Annotated in this window: 17 protein-coding genes; 7 read left to right on the top strand and 10 right to left on the bottom strand. The window is 65.9% G+C overall.

The features are described from left to right. Window positions 1-922 precede the first annotated feature (922 nt). A complete protein-coding gene (gene flhA / locus QXZ94_RS31780) occupies window positions 923-3049 on the top strand; it encodes a flagellar biosynthesis protein FlhA (protein ID WP_315725084.1) in 2127 nt (708 codons plus the stop codon). 371 nt (window positions 3050-3420) lie between these two features. Continuing rightward, window positions 3421-3621 carry a hypothetical protein gene (locus QXZ94_RS31775; RefSeq protein ID WP_315725082.1) on the top strand — a complete coding sequence of 67 codons (201 nt, stop codon included), beginning with the start codon at window positions 3421-3423 and terminating at the stop codon, window positions 3619-3621. A gap of 130 nt (window positions 3622-3751) precedes the next feature. Here QXZ94_RS31775 and QXZ94_RS31770 read toward each other — a convergent pair whose 3' ends face one another. From QXZ94_RS31770 to fliI, 4 genes are all read right to left on the bottom strand, one after another. Then, window positions 3752-4753 carry an anti-sigma factor domain-containing protein gene (locus QXZ94_RS31770; RefSeq protein ID WP_315725079.1) on the bottom strand — a complete coding sequence of 334 codons (1002 nt, stop codon included), beginning with the start codon at window positions 4751-4753 and terminating at the stop codon, window positions 3752-3754. Between the two features lie 54 nt (window positions 4754-4807). Further along, window positions 4808-5356, bottom strand: coding sequence for a sigma-70 family RNA polymerase sigma factor (locus tag QXZ94_RS31765; protein ID WP_172114569.1), 549 nt, complete (start codon window positions 5354-5356; stop codon window positions 4808-4810). A 156-nt stretch (window positions 5357-5512) separates the two neighbouring features. Next, window positions 5513-5932 (bottom strand): flagellar export protein FliJ, encoded by a 420-nt coding sequence (gene fliJ / locus QXZ94_RS31760; protein ID WP_008960735.1) that lies wholly within the window; start codon window positions 5930-5932, stop codon window positions 5513-5515. Between the two features lie 109 nt (window positions 5933-6041). Next, window positions 6042-7364: a flagellar protein export ATPase FliI gene (fliI, locus tag QXZ94_RS31755; protein ID WP_172114567.1), complete on the bottom strand. Its 1323-nt coding sequence runs from the start codon at window positions 7362-7364 to the stop codon at window positions 6042-6044. Window positions 7365-7822: 458 nt separating this feature from the next. Between fliI and ctrA the strand changes: the two genes are divergently transcribed. The 4 genes from ctrA (at window position 7823) to QXZ94_RS31735 (ending at window position 13477) form a co-directional block, all read left to right on the top strand. Then, window positions 7823-8524, top strand: a complete 702-nt coding sequence (gene ctrA, locus QXZ94_RS31750) for a response regulator transcription factor CtrA (protein ID WP_012046382.1) — start codon at window positions 7823-7825, stop codon at window positions 8522-8524. 1086 nt (window positions 8525-9610) lie between these two features. Further along, the gene (locus QXZ94_RS31745; RefSeq protein WP_315725075.1) at window positions 9611-10447 is read left to right on the top strand and encodes a sulfite exporter TauE/SafE family protein; all 837 of its coding nucleotides are present in this window, start codon (window positions 9611-9613) and stop codon (window positions 10445-10447) included. Between the two features lie 298 nt (window positions 10448-10745). Next, window positions 10746-12461, top strand: coding sequence for an alginate export family protein (locus QXZ94_RS31740; RefSeq protein ID WP_315725074.1), 1716 nt, complete (start codon window positions 10746-10748; stop codon window positions 12459-12461). A gap of 14 nt (window positions 12462-12475) precedes the next feature. Beyond that, complete coding sequence (locus tag QXZ94_RS31735) at window positions 12476-13477, top strand: SDR family oxidoreductase (RefSeq protein WP_315725072.1); 1002 nt, start codon at window positions 12476-12478, stop codon at window positions 13475-13477. Between the two features lie 147 nt (window positions 13478-13624). On the opposite strand, the gene QXZ94_RS31730 is transcribed toward QXZ94_RS31735, so the two are convergent. From QXZ94_RS31730 to QXZ94_RS31705, 6 genes are all read right to left on the bottom strand, one after another. Continuing rightward, a complete protein-coding gene (locus tag QXZ94_RS31730; protein ID WP_315725070.1) occupies window positions 13625-15727 on the bottom strand; it encodes a phospholipase D-like domain-containing protein in 2103 nt (700 codons plus the stop codon). 586 nt (window positions 15728-16313) lie between these two features. Next, the gene (gene hydA / locus QXZ94_RS31725; protein ID WP_315725068.1) at window positions 16314-17717 is read right to left on the bottom strand and encodes a dihydropyrimidinase; all 1404 of its coding nucleotides are present in this window, start codon (window positions 17715-17717) and stop codon (window positions 16314-16316) included. Window positions 17718-17750: 33 nt separating this feature from the next. Continuing rightward, complete coding sequence (locus QXZ94_RS31720) at window positions 17751-18479, bottom strand: aspartate/glutamate racemase family protein (protein WP_315725066.1); 729 nt, start codon at window positions 18477-18479, stop codon at window positions 17751-17753. A 370-nt stretch (window positions 18480-18849) separates the two neighbouring features. Continuing rightward, window positions 18850-19626 carry an ABC transporter ATP-binding protein gene (locus tag QXZ94_RS31715; protein ID WP_315725064.1) on the bottom strand — a complete coding sequence of 259 codons (777 nt, stop codon included), beginning with the start codon at window positions 19624-19626 and terminating at the stop codon, window positions 18850-18852. Between the two features lies 1 nt (window position 19627). After that, window positions 19628-20437: an ABC transporter permease gene (locus QXZ94_RS31710; protein ID WP_315725062.1), complete on the bottom strand. Its 810-nt coding sequence runs from the start codon at window positions 20435-20437 to the stop codon at window positions 19628-19630. 1 nt (window position 20438) lies between these two features. Beyond that, window positions 20439-21446 (bottom strand): ABC transporter substrate-binding protein, encoded by a 1008-nt coding sequence (locus tag QXZ94_RS31705; RefSeq protein ID WP_315726656.1) that lies wholly within the window; start codon window positions 21444-21446, stop codon window positions 20439-20441. A 192-nt stretch (window positions 21447-21638) separates the two neighbouring features. On the opposite strand from QXZ94_RS31705, the gene QXZ94_RS31700 reads away from it, so the two are divergent. Further along, a complete protein-coding gene (locus QXZ94_RS31700; protein WP_315725060.1) occupies window positions 21639-22391 on the top strand; it encodes a GntR family transcriptional regulator in 753 nt (250 codons plus the stop codon). Window positions 22392-22403: the final 12 nt, after the last annotated feature.

Below are 22403 nucleotides of genomic sequence, written 5' to 3'. Positions count from 1 at the left end.
GGAGGGGCGTGTCGCGACCGTCACGAGACGTGGGAGGTGGGATGCGATGGGCGCAGGGAATCGCAGCGTGGCTTCGTGCCGCGCGGACGAACGGTTCGTTGCGCACGGCGAAGTCGTGCGGTCCTGATACCCCGACGCTGGTATCAAGCAGGTGGCGGTGCTCGCGCATCGCGCTCGTGATGGTGGCCAACAAGCCCGGCGCACCAGGGAGACCACGTATAAGCCGTTCCAACCGTCGCGCAGGGAAGGCCGGGTGTTTCGGCCAGACCTGTGGTGACTGCCGCCTGCTTTTTTACTGCAGGCGGGCCACGGGCGCGGCCAGCGCCCGGCCTTCCCTGCGCCCTCCTCTGTGTGGGGGCGGACCAAATGCACGACTCGGGCGCGATGCGCCGCGGGAGACGATGGCGCATGTCTGCGAGACGGATGCCTTTGTGCAGTCCCGGTGCGGAGCGGCGGCACGGGCCTCATGGTTCGAGACGCCGCTACGCGGCTCCTCACCATGAGGATTTGGTTCGGAGACCGGTGCTGCACTTCGTCCAAGCGCGGCAGGCTCATGGCGGAGGGCGCGCAGCAGGCGACTTGCTTCGAGCCGTACAACGCAGCCCCGCCCCTCACCCTGAGGAGAGCGCCGAAGGCGGTCGTCTCGAAGGACGAGGCCCGGACGGCTTTTATCCGAACCGTGCGGCAGGAGCGCACATCTCGCTTCCCCGCAACGTTTCGTTAACCGTCGTTAACCGAACGCTAACCATACACCGGGCAAAAATTGCCGAGTGGGACGATGCGTGTCGTGGTTGGGTGCGGTTGACGGGGGAAAGCTTCCGTGGACGCCAGCGCGGTACCTCAGTTTCGGAACGGTGGCCCCGTGGCCGCCGCGCAGTCGTTTGGGGCCGGCAAACGCGGCTCACGGGAAGGGGCGAAAGCCATGGTCGACGTCACGGCGGGTCAGGGGGGCGGATCTCCGGCCGGGGGGTTCTCATTCGCGGACCTCAAGACAGCAGTCCTGCGCGGCGACATCGCGCTGGCGCTCGGCATCCTCACCATCCTGGTGGTGCTGATCCTGCCGCTGCCCTCGCTGGTGCTCGACCTGTTCCTGGCGATCTCGATCACCCTGTCGATCCTGATCCTGATGACCGCCTTGTTCATCCAGGCGCCGCTGGAATTCTCGTCGTTCCCGACCATCCTCTTGATCTCGACGATGCTGCGGCTGTCGCTGAACCTGGCCTCGACCCGGCTGATCCTGTCGCGCGGCCACGAGGGCACGGATGCGGCCGGACACGTCATCGAGGCGTTCGGCAATTTCGTGATGGGCGGCAATTTCGTCATCGGCATCATCGTGTTCGCGATCCTGGTGACGGTGAACTTCGTCGTCATCACCAAGGGTTCGGGCCGCATCGCCGAGGTCGCGGCGCGCTTCCATCTGGACTCGATGCCCGGCAAGCAGATGGCGATCGACGCCGATCTCTCCGCCGGCCTGATCGACGAGAAGGTCGCCAAGGTCAGGCGCAAGGAGCTCGAGGACGAAAGCGGCTTCTTCGGCGCCATGGACGGTGCCTCGAAGTTCGTCCGCGGTGACGCCGTCGCCGGTCTGCTCGTCGTGTTCATCAACATCATCGGCGGCATCATCATCGGCGTCGCCCAGCAGGGCCTGGGTTTTGCCGAGGCCGCCCGCACCTACACCACGCTGACGGTCGGCGACGGCCTCGTCACCCAGGTGCCGGCGCTGATCGTCTCGACCGCCGCCGGCCTGCTGGTCTCCAAGGCCGGCGTCACCGGGGCCGCCGACAAGGCGCTGATGAAGCAGTTCTCCGGCTACCCGCAGGCGCTCGGCCTGTCGGCCGCCGTGATGCTGGTGCTGGCGCTGCTGCCGGGCATCCCGACCCTGCCCTTCCTGGCGCTCGGCGGCGGTGCCGCTGCGCTCGCGCTCAAGGCCCGCAAGCAGAAGGAGGTCATCAAGGCGGAGGAAGCCGCGGCCGCCGCAGCACCGGCCGCAGCCGCGACGGCGGCAGCCGCCGAGGAGCCGATCTCCGCCGCGCTCAAGATCGACGACCTCAAGATCGAGCTCGGCTACGCGCTGCTGCCGCTGGTCAACGCGCCCGACGGCACCGACCGGCTGACGGACCAGATCAAGGCGCTCAGGCGCTCGCTGGCGATCGAGATGGGTTTCGTGATGCCGTCGGTGCGCATCCTCGACAACGTCCAGCTCGAGGCCAATACCTACATCATCAAGATCAAGGAGGTCGACGCGGGCTCCGGCAAGATCTGGCCGAGCCAGTTCATGGTCATGGATCCCGGCGGCAACCAGGTCGCGGTGCCCGGCATCCACACGACGGAGCCGACCTTCGGCCTGCCCGCCACCTGGGTCGACGCCGGGCTGAAGGAGGAGGCGACGCTGAAGGGCTACACGGTGGTGGACGCGGCAACGGTGCTGTCGACCCACCTCACCGAGCTGCTCAAGGCCAATATGAGCGACCTGCTCTCCTACGGCGAGGTGCAGAAGCTCCTGAAGGAGCTGCCGAAGGAACAGAGCGAGCTGGTCAAGGACATCGTGCCGACGCAGATCACGATCTCCGGCATCCAGCGCGTGCTGCAATTGCTGTTGTCGGAGCGGATCTCGATCCGCGACCTCTCGACCATCCTGGAAGGCATTGCCGACGCGCTCGCCTTCTCGCGCAATCCGGCCACCATCGTCGAGCACGTCCGCGCCCGCCTCGCCCGCCAGATCTGCGCCCAGAACACCTCGCCGATGGGCTATCTGCCGCTGATCGCGCTGTCGGCGAAGTGGGAGCAGGCATTTGCCGAGTCGCTGATCGGCCAGGGCGAGGAGCGCAGCCTGGCGATGCAGCCGTCGCGGCTGTCGGAGTTCATGACCGCCACCCGCGATGCCTTCGAGCGCGCCGCACGCGAGGGCGAGTCGCCGGTGCTGGTGACCTCGGCGGCGATCCGGCCGTTCGTGCGCTCGCTGGTCGAACGTTTCCGCGCCCAGACCACGGTGCTGTCGCAGGCCGAGATCCATCCGCGGGCACGACTGAAGACGGTCGGGAGCGTGTGAGAAAAGGAGTGCGGAACCTGCGAGTCGGTCCGAAGTTCTTGAAGGCAGGGCCGACGCCACGCGCCGGTTTTGCTGCTTTTCAGAGCACTCCGACCTGTGCTTTACCGCCACAGGCAACTGATTTCTTAATTTTGCGTTAGGTGGCTGGATTTTCCGCCGCGGACCGAACGGCAATTTAAGTATCTGATTTTAAATGAAAAATTTTGATTTTATCGACCTGAGATCGCGACGCATCACGCCTTATCACACGCTTGTGATGCCATCTACGAAACGGAATCGAGGTTTCCTACGTTCTTACAGGCGAGACGATGAACCGGAACGCTCCCGGCTCACACGAATCAGCGAAGGACGGAAGGCGGCAGGAGGGTTCCATGAACCACTCGATTTACAGCGCGGATCGGACGACCCACCTCAAGATCGTGGTAGTGGCGCTCGTGGCTGGCATCGCAGTGGCCGGCCTCGGGATCTCGGCACGTCTGAACGCAGAGCCGAACTACACGCAGACGGCGAAGGTCATCAAGGCCGGCAAGCCGGTTGCGGTGACGAGTTCGGGAGCTTCGCTGGTTCGCTAATTGGAATTTCCGGAATTCACGCGGTTCTCACAGCCCCCCAACTGGCCGCGTGGATATGTAGTAGACCCAACCCCAAGTCGACTACCGAAAACGCCCGCTCCCCACGGGCGTTTTCTTTTTGCCGTTTGGATCAGCGCGTCGGCGGCACCGTCTCGATCAGCTTGCCGGTAAACACGATCGGCCCCGTCGCCTGCCCCGTCGGCGACCCGCCCTCCGGCTCGACCGTGACGGCGTAGGTGGCGCGGTTGACCGTGTCGGCGTCGTAGGCCGAGAGAACGGGACGGCTGGTGAAATCGCTGCCGCCGATCACGCCGAGCGAGCGCGGGCGCTGCAGCTTGTCGGAGACGAGCCACAGCTCGAAGCTCTTGCCCGGCTCGGGCGCGGCGCCGACCCGGCGCACGGTGTAGCTCTTGCTGCCGGCATCGACGGTGAGGATGAAAGCCGGCGAGGCCGCGTCCTTCTGCAACAAGGCGACGAACTGAGCCGACGGCTGCGGCGCGGCGGGCACCTTGACCTCGACGGTCTGGATCCGCGGCTTGGGCTGCAACGGCGGCGGCAGCAGATCCGGCCGGTAGAGCTGGACCCCGATCAGCGCGAGCAGCACGGCGGCGATCGCCGTCATCACATTGGCCACGGTGCGCAACTGCCGAACCTTCGACGAGAGGCGAGCGACGATGGCGTTGTCGTTCGCGGCCTGGCCAGTCGCCTGATCGCGACGCACCGGCTCGATCACCGGCGGCGCCGCAGCCGGGACGTCCTTCTCGGAGGCCTCCGTTCGGACTTCAGGCGCCGGAGCTTCGGCTACGACGGGCGCAACCTCCGGAGCGGGTGGTTCGGACTGGATTACCACGTCCGGAACCTCCACGACGGTCCCAGAGTCAGGCGGCGGCGCTTCGGCTCTCGCGCCCGACCTTGCGATCTCCGCCTTGATCCGCTCCCACAGTTCCGGGCGCGGCTCGACGAGGCCGACCATCTGGTTGAGCGGCCCGAGACGAAACTCCCACGCCTGGACCAGCGCCGCGAAATCCGTGTCGACCGCCATCATGGCCTCGACCTGCGCGCGCTCGGCGGCGTCGAGCGTCCCCAGCGCATATTCCGCGGCCAGCGCGATATGGTCTTCGCTATACGCCATCACAGGTCCAGGTCACGTCACCCACGAGAATCCCTTGGCTACGCCTTCGGCCCCTCATCCGATTCCGAGGCATTGGCGGATGTCCATCATGCTTCGCCGCAGCCAGGTCTTCACCGTATTCACCGGCGCCTCGAACTTGGTCGCCAATTGCTCGCGGCTCCAGCCGTTATAGTAGGCAAGAAGCACGAGCTTCTGGCGGTCGGGCTCGAGCCGGCCGACGCATTCCAAAAGACGCTTGAGCTCCTCCGACATCTCGCGCCGCGCCAGCGGATCGGGCGTCTCGGCCGCGACCTCGAGCGCGGAAGGCTCATCCTCCAGAGACAGCTCGCCGCGCTTGCGCACCAAGTCGATGGCGCGATTGCGGGCGATGGCGGCCATCCAGGTGATGGGCGAGGACACCGCGGGATCGAACTGGGCCGCGTTGTTCCAGACCTTCACATAGGTCTCCTGCACGACCTCCTCCGCGAGGTCCTGTCGGTGCAAGATACGCAGCACGACGCCGTAGAGTTTCGCGCGCGTCGCCGCGTAGAGGCGCTCGAAGGCGGCCTCGTCCCCCTTGGCGACCGCGGCAAGCAGCCAGACCAGCTCTGCCGGCGTCAGCATTCAGCGTCCCCGAAAATCGGCCCACTCCCTCGTTCGACCCTTGCGTCCTCCCGTAGCACAGGTCGCGCGCTGCGCTCCAGCGCGGCGGGAGCGACGAAAAACCCGGACCTCGCGGCCCGGGTTTTTCGATTGACGACAGCCGTGACGGCGTCAGGCTCAGGCGATGACGCCGAGCCGGGCGCGCATCAGGCCGATACTGTCCATGTCCGCCTGCTCGCGGGCGCTCTCCTCGGCCTTTTCGCGGGCCTGGTCACGCTCGTCGAGCAGCTCGACCTTCTTCATCTCCTCGAACGCCTCGGACAAAGCGGCCTTGGCGTCCTCGAGCTGGGCGCGCAGCTCGTCGGCCGAGCGCGTCAGGTTCTCGCGGCGCTGGATCGCCGCCTTGGCGTAGGTCGGGTAGGCAAAATGGGTCGGGTCGTTGATGCCGGCCCGCTCCTGCTCGGTCTGGATTTCCCGCTCGAGCTCGGCCGACATGCGCTGGAAATCAGCGATCATGCCTTCGATCTGCGTCACCCGGCGGCGTTTCTCATCCACCTGAAACTTTTTCAGGCGGATCAGCGTTTCGCGCGACTTCATCGACTCATACTCCCCAGAAGTCCCGTAGACGGCGCGGGACAGGGCCGGCCGCCCTTACTGGGCCTGCCGACTAGGCTCGTTACATGGAGGGGATGATGTCCCGACAAAGTTAGCTTTCCGTTTCCAAGCGTCCCAAGATCTGTTCCAGCTCCCGATACCCCTGGGCCAGCCCACACACCTCATCCTTGCGCTGGCGCAGGAAGGCCTCCAGCGGCTCGTGCAGCCGGATCGCCTCGTCGACCTCCGGACTGGAGCCCGCGCGATAGGCGCCGAGCCGGATCAGCTCCTCCATGTCGGCGTAGGTCGCCATCACCTGGCGCGCCCGCATGATGGTCGGCAGGAATACGGGGTCGGCCGATTTCGGCATCGTCCGCGACACCGATTTGAGGATGTTGATCGCGGGATAGCGGCCGCGTTCGGCGATCGAACGCTGCATCACGACGTGGCCGTCGAGAATGCCGCGCACCGCGTCCGCCACCGGCTCGTTGTGATCGTCGCCGTCGACCAGCACCGTAAAGATCCCGGTGATGGTGCCCTCGCCGCTGCCGGGCCCGGCCCGCTCGAGCAGCTTCGGCAGCTCGGTGAACACCGTCGGCGTATAGCCTTTCGCAGTCGGCGGCTCGCCGGCCGACAAGCCGATCTCACGCTGCGCCATCGCAAAGCGCGTCACCGAATCCATCAGGCACAGGACGTCCTTGCCCTCGTCGCGAAAATATTCCGAGGTCGCCAGCGTCAGATAGGCCGCCTGCCGGCGCATCAGGGCCGGCTCGTCGGAAGTCGCGACGACGACGACGGAGCGCGCCAGGCCCTCCTCGCCGAGATCGTCCTGCAGGAACTCCTGCACCTCGCGGCCGCGTTCGCCGATCAGCCCGATCACGGAGATGTCCGCATCGACGTTGCGTGCCAGCATCGACAGCAGCACCGATTTGCCGACGCCGGAACCGGCGAAGATGCCGAGCCGCTGGCCGCGGCAGCAGGTGAGAAACGTGTTCAGCGAGCGCACGCCGAGATCGAGCGGCGCGCCGACGCGCTTGCGCGAATGCGCCGGCGGCGGATTGTTCCGATAGGGAACCGGCGAGGCGCCCTGCGGCAGCGGCCCCTTGCCGTCGATCGGCTCGCCCATCGCATTGATGACGCGGCCGAGCCAGGCGGGCGAGGGCCGCACCTGGTTCGCCGAGTTCGCGATCACGGCGCGGCAGCCGCGGCGCACGCCCTCCAGCCCTGCGAAGGGCATCACCACGGCGTTCTTGCCGGAGAACCCGATCACTTCGGCAGGGATGTAATTGTTGCCGGTCTCGATCACGAGGCGCGCGCCGACCGACATCGCGTGAATCGGCCCGGCGATCTCCACCATGAGTCCCTTTACGCCGACGACACGCCCATAGGTGTTCACGGCGTCGATGTCGCTGATCTGCTCGGCAAGAGCCTTCATGACCAACCAGCCTTCATGACCAAACCGCCTTCATGACCAAACCGCCTTCATGACGAGACCACCCTGATGACAAAAGGGATCCTTCATTGCGAAAACCTTAAGTAGGGACAGATTCGCCTCGCCGGTTTAACTCTGTGTTTACTCGCATCATTAATCATTGCGTCATGGTCTGGAGTGACTGACGTCGTGCGCGTTGCCGCCCCCCAAAAGCGGTGAGTAACGAGAGTCGGTTAGTTCCATCTCTTCACATGGAGCTTGAACGAGGACGGCTGAGAAAAACTGCTTCTTCGCAACACCTTACGGCGATTCGACAAAAATTGCACGGATAGAGCTTGCGCAGCGGAATCAGGATTTGTTAACCATCTCTCGTCAGGATCCGAATCAGTTGTTCAAAGGCGTTTTGAGTGCCGCGGTGGCGGCCGACCTGACGCCCGGAGCGGCGACTATGGGGAACTGGCATGCGCGTTTTGCTGATTGAGGATGACAGCGCCGTCGCGCAGTCGATCGAGCTGATGTTGAAGTCCGAAAGCTTCAACGTCTACACGACTGACCTCGGCGAGGAAGGCGTCGACCTCGGCAAGTTGTACGACTACGACATTATCCTTCTCGACCTCAATCTGCCCGACATGTCCGGTTACGACGTGCTCAAGCAGCTGCGCGTCTCGAAGATCAAGACGCCGATCCTCATTTTGTCCGGCCTCGCCGGCATCGAGGACAAGGTCAAGGGTCTCGGCTTCGGCGCCGACGACTACATGACCAAGCCGTTCCACAAGGACGAGCTCATCGCCCGCATCCACGCGATCGTCCGCCGTTCCAAGGGCCACGCCCAGTCGGTCATCCAGACCGGCGACCTCGTCGTCAACCTCGACACCAAGACGGTCGAAGTCGGCGGCCAGCGCGTGCACCTGACCGGCAAGGAATACCAGATGCTGGAGCTGCTCTCGCTCCGCAAGGGCACCACCCTCACCAAGGAGATGTTCCTCAACCATCTCTACGGCGGCATGGACGAGCCCGAGCTCAAGATCATCGACGTCTTCATCTGCAAGCTGCGCAAGAAGCTGGCCAACGCCTCCGAAGGCCGCAATTTCATCGAGACCGTCTGGGGCCGCGGCTACGTGCTGCGCGAGCCGCACGACATGGACGAGCGCATCCCCGCCTGATCCTTCACTGGGTTTACCGGCGAGCCTCACCGCTCGCTCCTCCCAGACTGGGCCCCGCCGCAAATGGCGGGGTTTTTGTTTGTGGGGTGGTGTTTGTCGGGCGAGTGCCTGACTGTTTGGGGCCGATCGGCACCGGACACCAGCTCCCTCCGCGCAATCGGTGCGCTCCCTCGCCCCGTTCTTACGGGGAGAGGGTTGGGGTGAGGGGCAGCCGCACGGGTTGTGGGCGTGGAAAGCCCTGTACCCCCTCACCCGGATTGCATCTTCGATGCAATCCGACCTCTCCCCGCAAGCGGGGCGAGGTTGCACCGAGCGCATCGCCACCATCTGGGCCCACATCAACTGAGCTGGACGCAACCTGCGCGCAACTCCTCTCGTCTCGATCTTAGAATGCCGCAGGACGATTACCCCTCCCGTCACGACGACAGATCTTCTTCTCACGACGACACACCCTCGCGATCTCGCGGCGCATTCCGCCCGAGCTATTCATTCATCTCACCGCCCTCTTCCGAACCGAGGGCGCAGGGAAGGCCGGGCGCTGGCCGCGCCCGTGGCCCGCCTGCAGAAAAAGAATGCAGGCGGCAGTCACCACAGGTCTGGCCGAAACACCCGGCCCTCCCTGCGCGATGGCTTTACGATTTATACGCGATCTCCCTGGGGACCGGCTGTCTTGCCCCCATCACCCGCCGGCAGCGTGCTCCGCAACGCCAGCAGACTTGACCCTCAGCACCGGGAGGCCAGGACCACGCGACTTCACCGTGCGCCGGCATCGTTCGTCGGCACGGCCAAGCCATGCTGCGATTCCGAGCGCCCATCGCATCCCGCACCCGACGTCCGTGACGACCGCGAAGCGTCCCCTCGTTGGGGCGGGACGCAGACAGTAAAGCACATCTTCCGGAAAAACGAAATAAAAATCTTTCGCGGGCGGCAGAGCTACGCTCGGCCCGCCTCCTGTCTTGACGCGCCGCGCTTCGGCTGCTTGCTGAGCATCGCCACTTGGCGGCAAGGGCGGCGCCTTGTCATCGTCTCGTTTGGCAGATGTTCGCAAAGCGGATGGCCACGCCGTCCGGACGATGAGGCTCGCCGATGACCCACCCGACCGCCCACGACGCATCCGACGCCGGCATCGAAACCCCGGCCAGGACAACCAACCCGCTGCCCGCCTTTGCCGGCGGCGCCGTGATCGGCGCGCTCGGCGGACTGATCGGGCTCGGCGGCGCCGAATTCAGGTTGCCGCTGCTGATCGGCCCGTTCCGCTTCCAGGCGCTGCAGGCCGTGATCCTGAATAAGGCCATGAGCCTGATCGTGGTCGCAACCGCACTGCCGTTTCGCGCCGCGACGGTGCCGTTCGGCACCATCGCCGCGCATTGGCCCATCGTGATAAACCTGCTGGCCGGCAGCCTCGCCGGCGCCTGGCTCGGCGCCGGCTGGGCAACACGGCTCAGCTCGCGCCATCTCTATCGCGTGCTGGCGGTGCTGCTCGTGCTGATCGCGGGCGCACTGTTGCTCGGGCACGGCCCGTCAAGTCACGCGGCGCTGCTGACTGGCCCGGCGCAGATCGTCGCAGGCGTCGTCGCCGGGTTCGGCATCGGCATCGTCGCCGCGCTGATGGGTGTGGCCGGCGGCGAGCTGCTGATCCCGACGCTGGTGCTGCTGTTCGGCGCCGACATCAAGCTGGCTGGCAGCCTGTCGCTCGCGGTCAGCCTGCCGACGATGATCGTCGGCTTCACCCGCTACAGCCAGTCCAGCGCCTTCTCCGTGGTCGCCGACAACCGGCGTTTCGTGCTGGTGATGGCGCTCGGTTCGATCCTCGGCACCTTCATCGGCGGCCGCCTGCTCGGCCTCGTACCGGATCAGGTCCTGCTGCCGATCCTTGCCGTGATCCTGCTGGTGTCCTCGGTGAAGGTGTGGCGGCACGAGTGATGTGAGGCAACAGCGCGAGTCTGACAGGGAGAGGATCGCACGCGCGTTCACCAAAATATGGGGACGGCCACGAGCGTGCGACTTCGCCCTGCACCGGGAGTTTCGGTGACGGTGCACGCAACGACCAATTCGATCGTTGTGCAACGGAAGACCAATGCTGCAGACCGGCCGCGCTGCATGGCGGCGGACTGGCCGGTTTGGCGGCTCGCCCGAAACTTCGCTGTGGTTGATTAAGATCAATTCCGCTACCTTGGCGTCGTCGATCATTAGATCATTTGCTGAGCAGGTGGGGCCTGCCATGCCAAGTGGCACGACGATCTCCCTGTACGGACGGCTGTGCCTTAACCTCGCAGCCTGGCTCCTCTCGTTGCTCGTCATCTTTGCCGCGCATGCGCAGGCGCTGGGGCCGACGTTCGAGAATCGACCGATCGAGTCCGTGCGTCTGGTGCTGTCGGGCGCGGTGCCCAGTGGGCCGCAGCGGGTGGCGTTCGAGGATCGCATCCGGCGGGCGCTCAATGTCTATCCGGGGTCGCAGCTCCATGACCTGATGGTCGATTTCGGGCTCGGCAAGGTGAAGCGCATCCCCGGCGTGGCCTCGGCGTCGGTCAACTATGTCGACGGCAACACCGGCGGCGTGTCGGTCGAGCTCAACGTCGTCGTCGGCGACCGGCCGCAGGCGGATCCGGGCCGCGTCGATTTCCCCTACCTTCTTCAAGGCGACGACAGCCTGCTGAAGCTCAAGCTCACGGCCGCGACGCTCGGCTACGCCAATCACGACGCCTGGTACGGCCGGCCGCAGGCCTTCGTCGGCGCCAACCCGCTCGTCAGCGGGCCGGCCGGGGCCGGCTGGTCGTCGTTCGGCGAAGCCGCGCTGGAGGGCGGGCTGCAGGGCATCGGACCGATCGGCAACAATGTCTACGCCTATGGCAGCCTGTCCTATCTGGCGAGCGGCTCGATCGGCACCGACCTGTTCGTCACCGGCCCGCGCCGCCATGGCGCAGTCGAGGACGCCTATGCCGGCATCGTCACCGGGCTCACCGGCGAGGACGGCTCACGGCTGGTGGTCAACCTGTCCGGCGGCCGGCAGCCGTTCCAGATCGCCGACGGCATGCTGATCAGGATCACGGCGAGCAACGGATTCGACCGCGCCGCGCTGCAGCTCAATCCGCGCTGGGCGGCGGACAGTCTTTTTCTGGCGCAGGCGCGCTACAACACGACCAAGTTCGAGGCTTTCCGTCTCGCCCCCGACGAGCTGCCGGCGATCGATACTCACACCGTCGTTGCCGGCGCTAATTTGGAGACGGGCCTCGGAACGCCGCATCAGCTCGGACTGACCTATCTGAGCGTGCCGCGCTCGGACTACGGCTGGTACACGACGTCGGCGCAGGGCACGCGCCAAGGCCTGCAGGTCGCCGACATCCGCTACTACTGGACGCCCGCCATCGGCGCGTCCGGTCCGTATGCGAAGACGGAGCTGGCGTTGCAGTGGAACGACCGCAACGCGTTTCCGATGCGTGCCTGGGGCGGCTATGTCGAGGCGGGCTACACCTTCAACGAGGCGTTCTGGCGCCCCACTCTGAGCTACCGGCTGTCCGGCTTCAGCGGCGACAATCCGGCGACGCGGACCTATGAGCGCTGGGACCCGCTGCTGTCGGGCGGCACCGGCGAGGAATGGGTGCAGGGGCTGAACCACTACAAGCTGTTTCAGGACACCAATTTGATCGCGCACCGCCTGCAGGCGATCCTGCGGCCGGCGCCGCAATGGGAGCTGGTGCCGCAGGCCTGGCTGTTCCAGGCGCAGCAGCTCAACAATATCGGCGGCACCACTTCGACGCTCGCCGGTCATCTGCTCGGCTACGAGGTCAACCTGACGGTGAAGTACTTCATGAGCCGCCACGTGATGTTCCAGTCGGGACTCGCGCTGACGGTGCCGCTGTCCGGCGTCAGCCAGGCCGTCGCCGGCAGCACCCGCCCCTGGTTCAGCGCGATGTCGCTGGCCCGGGTCAGCTTCTGACGAGGGAGATGTCGATGGACCGCCGCAGCATGTTGCAGAGCCTGGGTTCGGGCGCCGTGACGATTCCGCTGGCGCAGTTGCTGCCGGGAGCCACCGAGGCCGCCGAGGCGCAGGGCCCGGCCAATCTGGCGATCAGCCCGGTCGATCCGGACTACTTCATCAAGGACCGCTTCAGGTTGCGCACGATCGCCATCACCGGATTTGCCCGCGGCATGGGCCGCGCCGCGGCGCTGCGGGCCGCGCGCGAGGGCGCCAATATCGTCGGCATCGACTGGCTGCCGGAGCTGGCGCGCGACACCGCGGCCGCGATCAAGCGCGAGGGCGGTGCCATCGAGTTTCTCGTCGGCGACGTCGCCAAGGGCGACTCCTGCGACCTGATGGTCAAGCGCGCGGTCGAGGCGTTCGGCGGACTGGATTTCGCCATCAACAATGCCGGCGTCATGGACGGCGTGTTTTCCGGCGAGGCCTTCGACTACGACAAGCAGAAGGATCTGCTGTTCGCGCCGCTGCACGAAGCCTCCGATGCCTATTGGGACAATGTGCTGGCCACCAACGCCACCGGCGTGTTCCGCGCGATGCGCGCCGAGCTGCGGCAGATGGTGGCGCAGAAGCGCGGCGGGGCGATCGTCAACGTCGCCTCGATCGCCGGCCTGACTGGGCTGGCGGGCAATCCCGCCTATGTCGCCAGCAAGCACGCCGTCAACGGATTGACCGCCAATGCCGCCGTCGATTATGCGCCCCATGGCATCCGCATCAACTCCGTCAACATGGCGGCGACGGACACGCCGATGATCGCGCGCGCGGCGCAGGCCGTCGCGGCCAGGATGCAGCGATCACCGGCCGACAGCGGCATGGGACGGCTAAAGACCAACTCCATCCTCAGCTACGCCGATCCCAAGCATCGCCCGGCCACGGTGTGGGAGCAGGTCGCGGTGATGCTGTTCCTGCTGTCGCCCGAGGCGTCGAACCTGACCGGCGCGTTCTACGCAACGGATGGCGGCTGGACGGCGTATTGAGCCCGCTTCGTGCCGGCTGAGGACCGGGCCGATCGCGGGTCCGCGATCCGCTTCGGCCTGGGAGACGAGATCAAGATGCGGCTCGGCGGGCTCGCATCATGATCCAAGGGTCGCGTCCCGCGCGACGGTTCAGCAGGAGCGAAGCGCTCAGCGTCCTCTTTTCGTGACGCTCTTCCTGGCTCGCTTCGCATTTTTCGCGACCTTCTTCGACGCCTTCTTGCTCGCTTTTGCCTTCTTCGCAGCCGCGGTCTTCTTCTGCGCCGTCTTCGTCGCCTTCTTGACGTTCTTCTTCTTGGTCGTTGTCTTGCGGCCAGCGGACGTCTTCGCGGCGGCAGCCGCCTTCTTCGGAGCCTTCTTGGCCGGCTTGCGCGACGACGTCGCTGGCTTGGTCCTCCCGGCCGGCTTCTTCGGCGCGACGCCGCCGCTGCTGCTCTCGCCGCCGCTGGCAGCCCCCCCGCCCGCCGCCGACAGCCAGAACCGCAGCTCCGGCGATTTCTCGTCGGCGCCCTTGATGTAGCGGTCCTGCCAGCTGTCGTCTGATTGCAGCGGCTTGCCGAAGATCTCCGGATGCTCCTTCAGCAGGAAGCGCCAGGCGTAGTGGTCGTAGAGGTCGAGGACGTGGCAGGCATAGGCTTCGGCGAGGCCGCGGTGGCCGCGGATGATCAGCATGTTCTCGTCGTTGTTGTGCGAGGCGCGGAAGCCGAGATTGTGCGAGCCTGTCACGACGACGCAGTCGTCGCTGAACGGATCGATCACCACGATCTTGTTGTGGATGATGGCGAAGCCGTATTTGGCGAGCTCCTTCTCCCACTTGCCGAAGGCGTCCTGCACCGCGCCGGCCGGCACGCCGCGGAAATCGATGCTGCCCTTCTCGCCCGGCTTCTTCGGCTTGCCGGACTCGCCGACCACCTTCACCTCCGGCGCGGCGTCGTCAGCCCCGTCATCGGCGCCGCTTTCCGAATGGCCGCCGGCGTGCAGCGACTTGGAGAATTCGGTCGCACGCACCGGGCTGGTCAGCGCGCCCCGCACGAACAGATCGGGCTTCCTGGCCAGCAGCTCGCCGGCCTTGTTGAGAATGGAGTTGTTGCCGGGATCGAAGGCGAGGAACAGCACGGCGTGCTTGGCCCCGTCCATCAGCTCGAACACGCGGCTCATGTCGCCGGGCGCCTTCGGGGTCTTGCCGAGCTTGCCCGGGGTGTTCGGCGAGAACATCGGCTCGATGGTGACGCCATGGTCGAGCCTGACCGGCTTTTGAATCGCGCTCGCATTGTTGGCGCGGGCGAAGTCGCGCAGGGTCTTCGACTGCAGCGCCGACTTGTCGCCGTCGGCCGCGTCGACGTCGGCCTTCAGCGCGTTCCAATACGACAGATAGCGCGCCGCCAGCTCGGGGCTCTCGACCACCAGCGCATTGTTGGTCTGGGTGCACAGGCCGGTCGAGGTCCAGTTGGTCGAGCCCGAGAGCACCGCGGCCGGCTTGCCGTTCTCCGAGAGCACCATGAACTTGTTGTGCGGGATAGAGCCCTTGCCGAGGATGCGGTCGATCACGGCAACGCCGGCGGCCTTGAGGTCGGCGCGGTTCTCGGCATCGGCGTCGTCGGTGTCCTTGCCCTGCTCGTTGCCGAGAATGACCGTGCGGCTGTTCGGGTTCTGGTGTAGCTGCTTCTCGAGCCCGCTGGGGTCGTTGAGCTCGTAGAGCGCGGCATGGATGGTGCCGCCACGGTCATCGGCGCGTTTCAGCAGCGAGGTCAGGCCGTCCTGCAGCTGGCCCATCAGGCGGAGGCGAATGGGATCATCGGGATCGAGGATGTGCGGCGCCAGCGCCGCCACGCTCGGGTGATCGTTCAGCGCATGCGTCAGGGCCTGGGTCGCGGTGATGCCGCGGTTGAAATAGACATGGAACGGCGGCCGCTCCGGCGTCAGCGTCACGGGGTTGCTCTCCAGCGGCGCGACGCCTGGGAGCGGCGTCAAGGTCTGGCCCGGCGTGCCGCCCATCGGCACGATGCGATATTTGTAGGAGCCGCCGCGCTTGGCAAACAAATCCTTCCACCAGAATTTCTGCACCGGGGCCTGGTCGGTGGCGAGCTTGTCCGCGGTCTGCCCGGCAAACCGCGCCAGCGCCGGCAGCACGGTCTCGGTGTGATCGGCGAGATCGATGCGGTGAATGGCGAAGCCGAGACAGCCGTCGAGACGGCGATCGAAGGTCCAGGCGACGACGGCAATATCATTGTTTGAAAAGGCAAGCGCGGGCATGGCGGCACTCCTTGTCCGACAAGGATTATGTCGCGCAGTTGTAACAGGGGTTCGACACATCCGGTACAGGAAAGCGGATGGCAGAGGTAACGGCTCGTAGCGCGTGCAGTGCAGCGGAGGGCGGAGGTGCCCGGTAAGATCCCGATGTCGTGATCGCCTCAAGCCGTTGCCGCACGGCGTGTGCGCCCCCTCTCCCCGTTCTTCACGGGGAGAGGGTCGGGGTGAGGGGCAGCGGCTCGGGTGGTGTCAGTGAAGGGCGCTGTCTGCATGAGCAGGTCGGGCAAATTCCTCGTGATGAAGAACGTCCCTTTCTGCCGACATCAATCACAGCGCCAACCACATCCGACGTCGCTGGACGCTTGCCGTTGATCGTTCCCGTGCCGCTGCCCCTCACCCCAGCCCTCTCCCCGTGAAGAACGGGGAGAGGGAGCGCACCGTCATCGCGGTGAGACGCCGGGTTCATGATTATTATTGAGGCGCGATTCATCCGCACGTCATTGCGAGGAGCGCAGCGACGAAGCAATCCAGAGTCCCGCCCGCGCCCCTGGATCGCTTCGCTCGCAATGACAGATGGAAATAGCGCGTCCTACGCCACCCCGCCCGGCTTGCCGCGGGCGACGTAGCGCCCATCGCCCTTCGCGCCCATCAGTTTGCCATCGCGCACCACGAACTTGCCACGCAGCATCGTCGCGACCGGCCAGCCCGTGATCTCGATGCCTTCATAGGGCGTGTAGTCGGAGCCGTGGTGCAGGCCGGACTGGCTGATCGTGGCGGTCTTGGCCGGGTCCCATAGCGCGATGTCGGCGTCGTAGCCGATGGCGATGGAGCCCTTGCCTGTCAGGCCATAGGTCTTGGCGTGGTTGGTCGCGGTGAAGGCGACGAACTGGTTGAGGGTGATGCGGCCCTTGCTGACGCCCTCGGAGAACAGGATCGGTAGGCGGGTCTCGACGCCGGGGATGCCGTTCGGCACCCAGCGGAAGCTGGTGCGGCCCTTCGGCGTCAGCTTGCCGGCCTCGTCGTCGTAGCGGAACGGGCAGTGATCGCTGGAGAACAGCGAGAACACGCCCTGCTGCAATCCTTCCCAGCAGGCCTCCTGGCTCGCCTTGTCGCGCGGCGGCGGCGAGCAGACATATTTGGCGCCCTCCATGTTGAGGCCCTGCATGTCCTCCTCCGTCAGCACCAGATATTGCGGACAGGTCTCGCCATGAATCTTCAGGCCGCGCATCTGCGCGCGGCGGATCTCCTCCATCGCCTCGCGGTTGGAGACGTGGACGATGACGATCGGCACGTCGATCAGCTCGGCCAGCGAGATCGCGCGATGGGTGGCCTCGCGCTCGACCGGAATCGGCCGCGACTTGCCGTGGTAGTACGGCGCGATCTTGCCTTCACGCTCCAGCCGGTCGGTGAGGAAGCGGATGGCGTCGTAGTTCTCGGCGTGGATCTGGACCAGGGCGCCGGTCTCGCGCGCGACCTGCAGCACGCCGAGGATCTCGTAGTCGTTCAGCGCGAGACCCTCATAGGTCATGAAGATCTTCAGCGACGAATAGCCGTCGGCGACCAGCGCCGGCAGCTCCTGGCCGAGCACGGACTCGGAGGGATCGGCGATGATGAGATGGAAGGAGTGGTCGACGTAACAGGCCTTCTCGGCCAGCGCGTGATAATCCTTCAGCGCCGCCCGCAGCGGCTGGCCCTTCTCCTGCAGGCAGTAGGGCATCACGAAAGTATTGCCGCCGAACGCCGCCGCGCGCGTCGCGCTCTCGAAATCGTCGGCCATGACGATGCCGGGGCCGGATGGCTGGCTGATATGGACGTGGCTGTCGATGCCGCCGGGCAGCACCAGCAGCCCCGAGGCGTCGACGATCTCGTCGGCATCGGTGATGGCCTCGCCGATCGCGGCGATGCGGCCCTGTTTGATCGCGACATCGGCCTTGTAGGTGTCGCTGGCGGTGGCGACGGTGCCGTTGCGGATGACGGTGTCGAAGGCAGCCATGTGACGCGCTCTCCCAATGCTAGACAAACAAGCTCAGGCGAATTTGTGAAACAGCGATCCCCACCCGCTGACGCCGCTGACATCGACGCCGGCCAGCTTCAGCGATTTCCATACCACGGTGGCGATGGTGTCGAGAATCGGAATGCCGGTCTCGAGCTCCAGGCGCGCCACCAGCGGCGCGGCGCGCATGTTGGTGCAGACCACCGCGATCGCATCCGGCTTCTCGCGCGCGACCTCGCGGATCATGGTCTCGATCTCCGAAGGCATCACCTCGGCGAAGGAGAAATTGTCCTGCAGATTGAGGTGCCGGTCGCCGCGGCAGGCGATGCCGAGCTTGGCGTAATTGGCAATGATGCGCGCCTGCACGTCGTCGCGATAGGGCGTGACGAGGCCGAGCGATGTGGCTTTGGAGGTGGCCAGGATCTCGTTCAGCGCCAGCATCGAGGTGGTCGCGGGGATGCCGGTGGCGGCGGTGATCTGCTCGCAGAGCTTGACGTCGGCCTCGAAGCCGAGCCAGCCGGAGGACGTCCCGTTCCAGCCGATGACGTCGACCTTGGCATGCGCGAGCAATTCGGCGGCGCGCAGGATGTTGGAAATGTCGAACTGCGCCAGCGCGTCGGTCGAGAGCGCAATCTCGGTGACCTTGAAGCGCGAGAAATGCGCCGACACGTTCGGCAGCCCCGCCACCATCGCCGACGTGATCGGCTCCAGCGCCGTGTTCGACGACGGCGTGAGCATGCCGAGAAGGGTGCGTTTGGTCATGGGTGAGCGGCTCTCTCATGAAGTTCGTAACTTGCTGGGCGACGGCGGTGCGCCCCCTCTCCCCGTTCTTCACGGGGAGAGCGTTGGGGTGAGGGGCAGCCACACCCACCGACCGTGCGGAGAGCCCCCCTCATCGCATCTTGCGATGCGATCCGACCTCTCCCCGCACGCGGCAGCGCTATCGCATATGGTCAACGTGAGTGTGTCGCGAAACCGTCTCCACATCGTCATGCCCGGGCTTGTCCCGGCCATGACGACGCGGAGGGAGATGGGCGCAAAACATCGATCGCCATATGCGATAGCCCTGCCGCACGCGGGGAGCGGCACAGACCGCGCTCGCTTGACGAGTTGTGCACCAAACTGAAGCTGCTCATGCACTCGCCTTCTGCTCCGCCCTCTCCCCGCGCAGCAGCGCCAGGATATGCCGCTTCAGTGTGTTGAACTGCGGTGACGTGATGTCGCGCGGCCGCGGCAGGTCGATCGGGATGAGCTCGACGATCCGCCCCGGGCGCGCGCTCATGACGGCGACATGCGTGCCCAAGGTCAGCGCCTCGTCGATGCCATGCGTGACGAACACGATCGTGCCCTGGTGCTGCTGCCAGATGCGCACCAGCTCGGTCTGCATGTCCATGCGGGTCTGCTCGTCGAGCGCGCCGAACGGCTCGTCCATCAGAATCACTTGCGGATTCATCAGCAGCGCGCGGGCGATGCCGACGCGCTGGTTCATGCCGCCGGACAGTTCGGAGGGATAGTGGTTCTCGAAGCCGGTCAGGCCGACCATGTCGATATAGACCTGCGCCCGCGCGCGGCGCTCGGCCTTCTGGCCGCCGCCCAGCAGCAGATGGAAGGCGACGTTCTCCCACACGGGCAGCCACGGCATCAGATTGGCGTGCTGGAACACGACGCCGCGGTCGGCGCCGGGCGCGGTGACCGGCCGTCCGTCGACCGTGACGCTACCAGCGCTCGGCTGCTCGAAGCCGGCGATCATGTTGAGAAGCGTCGACTTGCCGCAGCCGGAGGGGCCGAGCAGGCAGACGAACTCGTTGCGCGCGATCGACAGATTGATTTCGCTGAGCGCAGTCACATCGGCGTTGCGCTTCCGGTCGGTGAAGATCTTGGAGACGCCGGAGATGTCGATCGTGGCCATGTCACTCTCCGCCGCGCAGCGTGGTGTTGCGCTGCCAATGCAGCACGCGCGCCATCACCATGCGTATGGCGAGGTCGCTGCAGAAGCCGAGCAGGCCGATGCTCGCCATCGCCGCCAGCACCAGATCGTAGCGCAGGAAATAGTAGCTGTCCCACAGCACGTAGCCGAGCCCGCTCTTCACCGCGACCATCTCGGCGGTGACCGTGAGCATCCAGGCCGAGCCGATGCCGATGCGCAGGCCCGCAAAGATGCTGGGCATCGCCGCGGGCACGACGATGTAGCGCAGCAGCTTGCGCTCGCTGCCGCCGACCATGGCGCCGGCGCGGATGAGGTTGCGGTCGCAGGTCTTCACGCCGTGGATGGTGTTGAGCAGAATCGGGAAGAACGCGCCGAGGAACACCAGGAAGATCGCCGGCTTGTTGGCGATGCCGAACCAGATGATGGCAAGCGGGATCCACGACACCGGCGGGATCGGCCGGAGCATCTGAAGCGTCGGCTCGATCACGATCTCGATCTTGCGCGACCAGCCGATGGCGACGCCGAGTGCCACGCCGAGAAGGGTGGCGATGGCGAAGCCGGCGGCGACGCGCGACAGGCTCGCCAGCATGTCGGCGAGCCAATGGCCGCTATAGGTCTGGGTGTTGCCGTCGGAGCCGACCAGCCAGTCCGCCCACGCCCACAGCACCGTCGACGGCGCCGGCAGTAAGGCTGCCGGCAGCGCGCCGGAGCGCGAGAACGCTTCCCAGCCGGCGAGCACGAGGACTGGGACGATAGTGCGGTCGAGCTTCTTGAGCTGGGCGAGCGCCGTCATCTCAGTAGCCGAGCTCCGTCTTCGGCTTGCCCGTCGCCGCCTCCAGGAAGCGGTAGTCGAGGTTCTTCTCGACCGCGGCCGTGACGTCCGAGTTGATGTATTTGAGATCGCGCATCATCGTTGCGATGGCGAGCGCGGAAGCGCGATACATCTTCGGATCGGGATCGAGGTTCTCGACCGCGCCGGTGGCGATCGCCTTGTCGAGCCCGGTGATCTTGGAGATCACCTCGATCAGTGCCGGCTTGTCGGCGGCGATGTGGGCGTCGACCTTCACCACCGCGCGCACCACGCCCTCCAGCGCCTTGGGGTTCGAGGCGATCACGTCGGAGCGGGTCAGGATCAAATTGGTCAGCTTGCCGGCGGCCTGGTCATAGGGGAAGCCGAAGAATTTGGCCGCCTTGGCCTGCATGATCTGGGTCGCGAACGGCTCCACGGTGCAGATCAGCTCGACCTCGCCGCGGCGCAGCGCCTGCAGATGGTCCGAGGGATTCGGAATGTTGACGAACTGCACGTCCTTGTTGATGTCGATGCCCTGCTTGGCGAAGGCGCCGCGCATGTGGATGTCCTGCGCATTGCCGCGCGAGGCGGCGACGCGGAACGGCTTGCCGTCGGCCTTGTACTTGGCGATCAGCGCCTTCAGCGCACTCCAGTCGCCCGGCGCGACCTCAAGATCATTGCCGAGCAGCATCGCCGAGCCGCCATTGACCTGGCCGGAGATGGCGACGACGTCGAAACCTTTGTCGAGCGCGATGGCGTAGTGCAGATAGGTGACCTGGGCGACATCGATGTTCTTCGACACCAGCGCGGTCAGCGCATCGGTGCCGGTGTTGAAGCCGACGGCGTCGATCGCCACGCCTTCCGCGAATTGCGGCGTCAGCGACATCGGCGTGCAATGCGCGCATTTGGCGTAGCCGAGTTTGATCTTGGCGGCATCGTCAGCGAAGCTCGCTCCGGGCAAAGCGAGCGCGAGCAGGGCGAGAAGGGGGAGCAGAATGCGTGTCACGTCCATCTCCAGGGCAGGTCCGATCAAGAGGTCTCCGCCTCCATCAGCAAGCGACATGCCAATTGGATGCGATATGCAATCTTGCTTTTTTATAGCAAAATCAATTATTAGATATTCGCGTCACTCAATCGGATTGCCCGATCCGCGGGCGCTCCGCCCGAATCTCGGGCAACTCACAGCGGAGCCGCGGCCACGCGCATGACCTCTCCCGCACCACGGCCCAAGCTCAAGACGCGCTTCAAGCCGGCGCGGCTGAAGCTGTCGTCCGACCAGCCGACCCGGCCGCTGGCGCGGCTGTCGCTGCACGATCAGCTCGTCGCCAAGGTCCGCGAGATGATCATCGACGGCGAGCTGGCGGCCGGCGCCGCCCTGCCCGAGCGCATGCTGTGCGAGACCTTCGGCGTGTCGCGCACGCCGCTGCGCGAGGCGTTCAAGATCCTCGCCGCCGAAGGGCTGATCGAGCTGCGCCCGCATCGCACGCCGGTGGTGGCGCCGATCGACAGCCGTGAGATCGCCGAGATCTTCGACGTGATGGTGGCGCTCGACATCGCCGCCGGGCGCGCCGCCGCGGCACGCGCAACGGCGGAAGACATCGCAAGGCTCGACGCAATGCATGCCGAGCTGACGGCGCTGCATCGTGCCGCCGAGCGCGCCGCCTATTTCCGGCTCAATCAGCAGATCCACGCCGAGATCACCAGGCTCGCCGGCAACGCCGTGCTGCTGAACATGTGGAGCACCCTGCATGCGAGCGTGTTTCGCGCCCGTGCGGTGGCCAATTACGACGCGCGGCGCTGGAACGAGTCGCTCGAGGAGCACGAGGCCTTCATGGCGCTGCTGCGCGCCCGCGATGCCCAGGGCTTCGCGGCGGCGCTCGGCGACCACACCCGCAAGACCGGCGATTCCGTGCTGCAGATGCTGGAGCAGGCCGGGCAGGACCCGGGCCGCGGATAGACTTTCTTAGTG

The organism is Bradyrhizobium sp. SZCCHNS2022 (assembly GCF_032377575.1).
Lineage (GTDB): Bacteria > Pseudomonadota > Alphaproteobacteria > Rhizobiales > Xanthobacteraceae > Bradyrhizobium > Bradyrhizobium aeschynomenes.
This window is presented reverse-complemented; position numbering and strand designations above follow the sequence as displayed.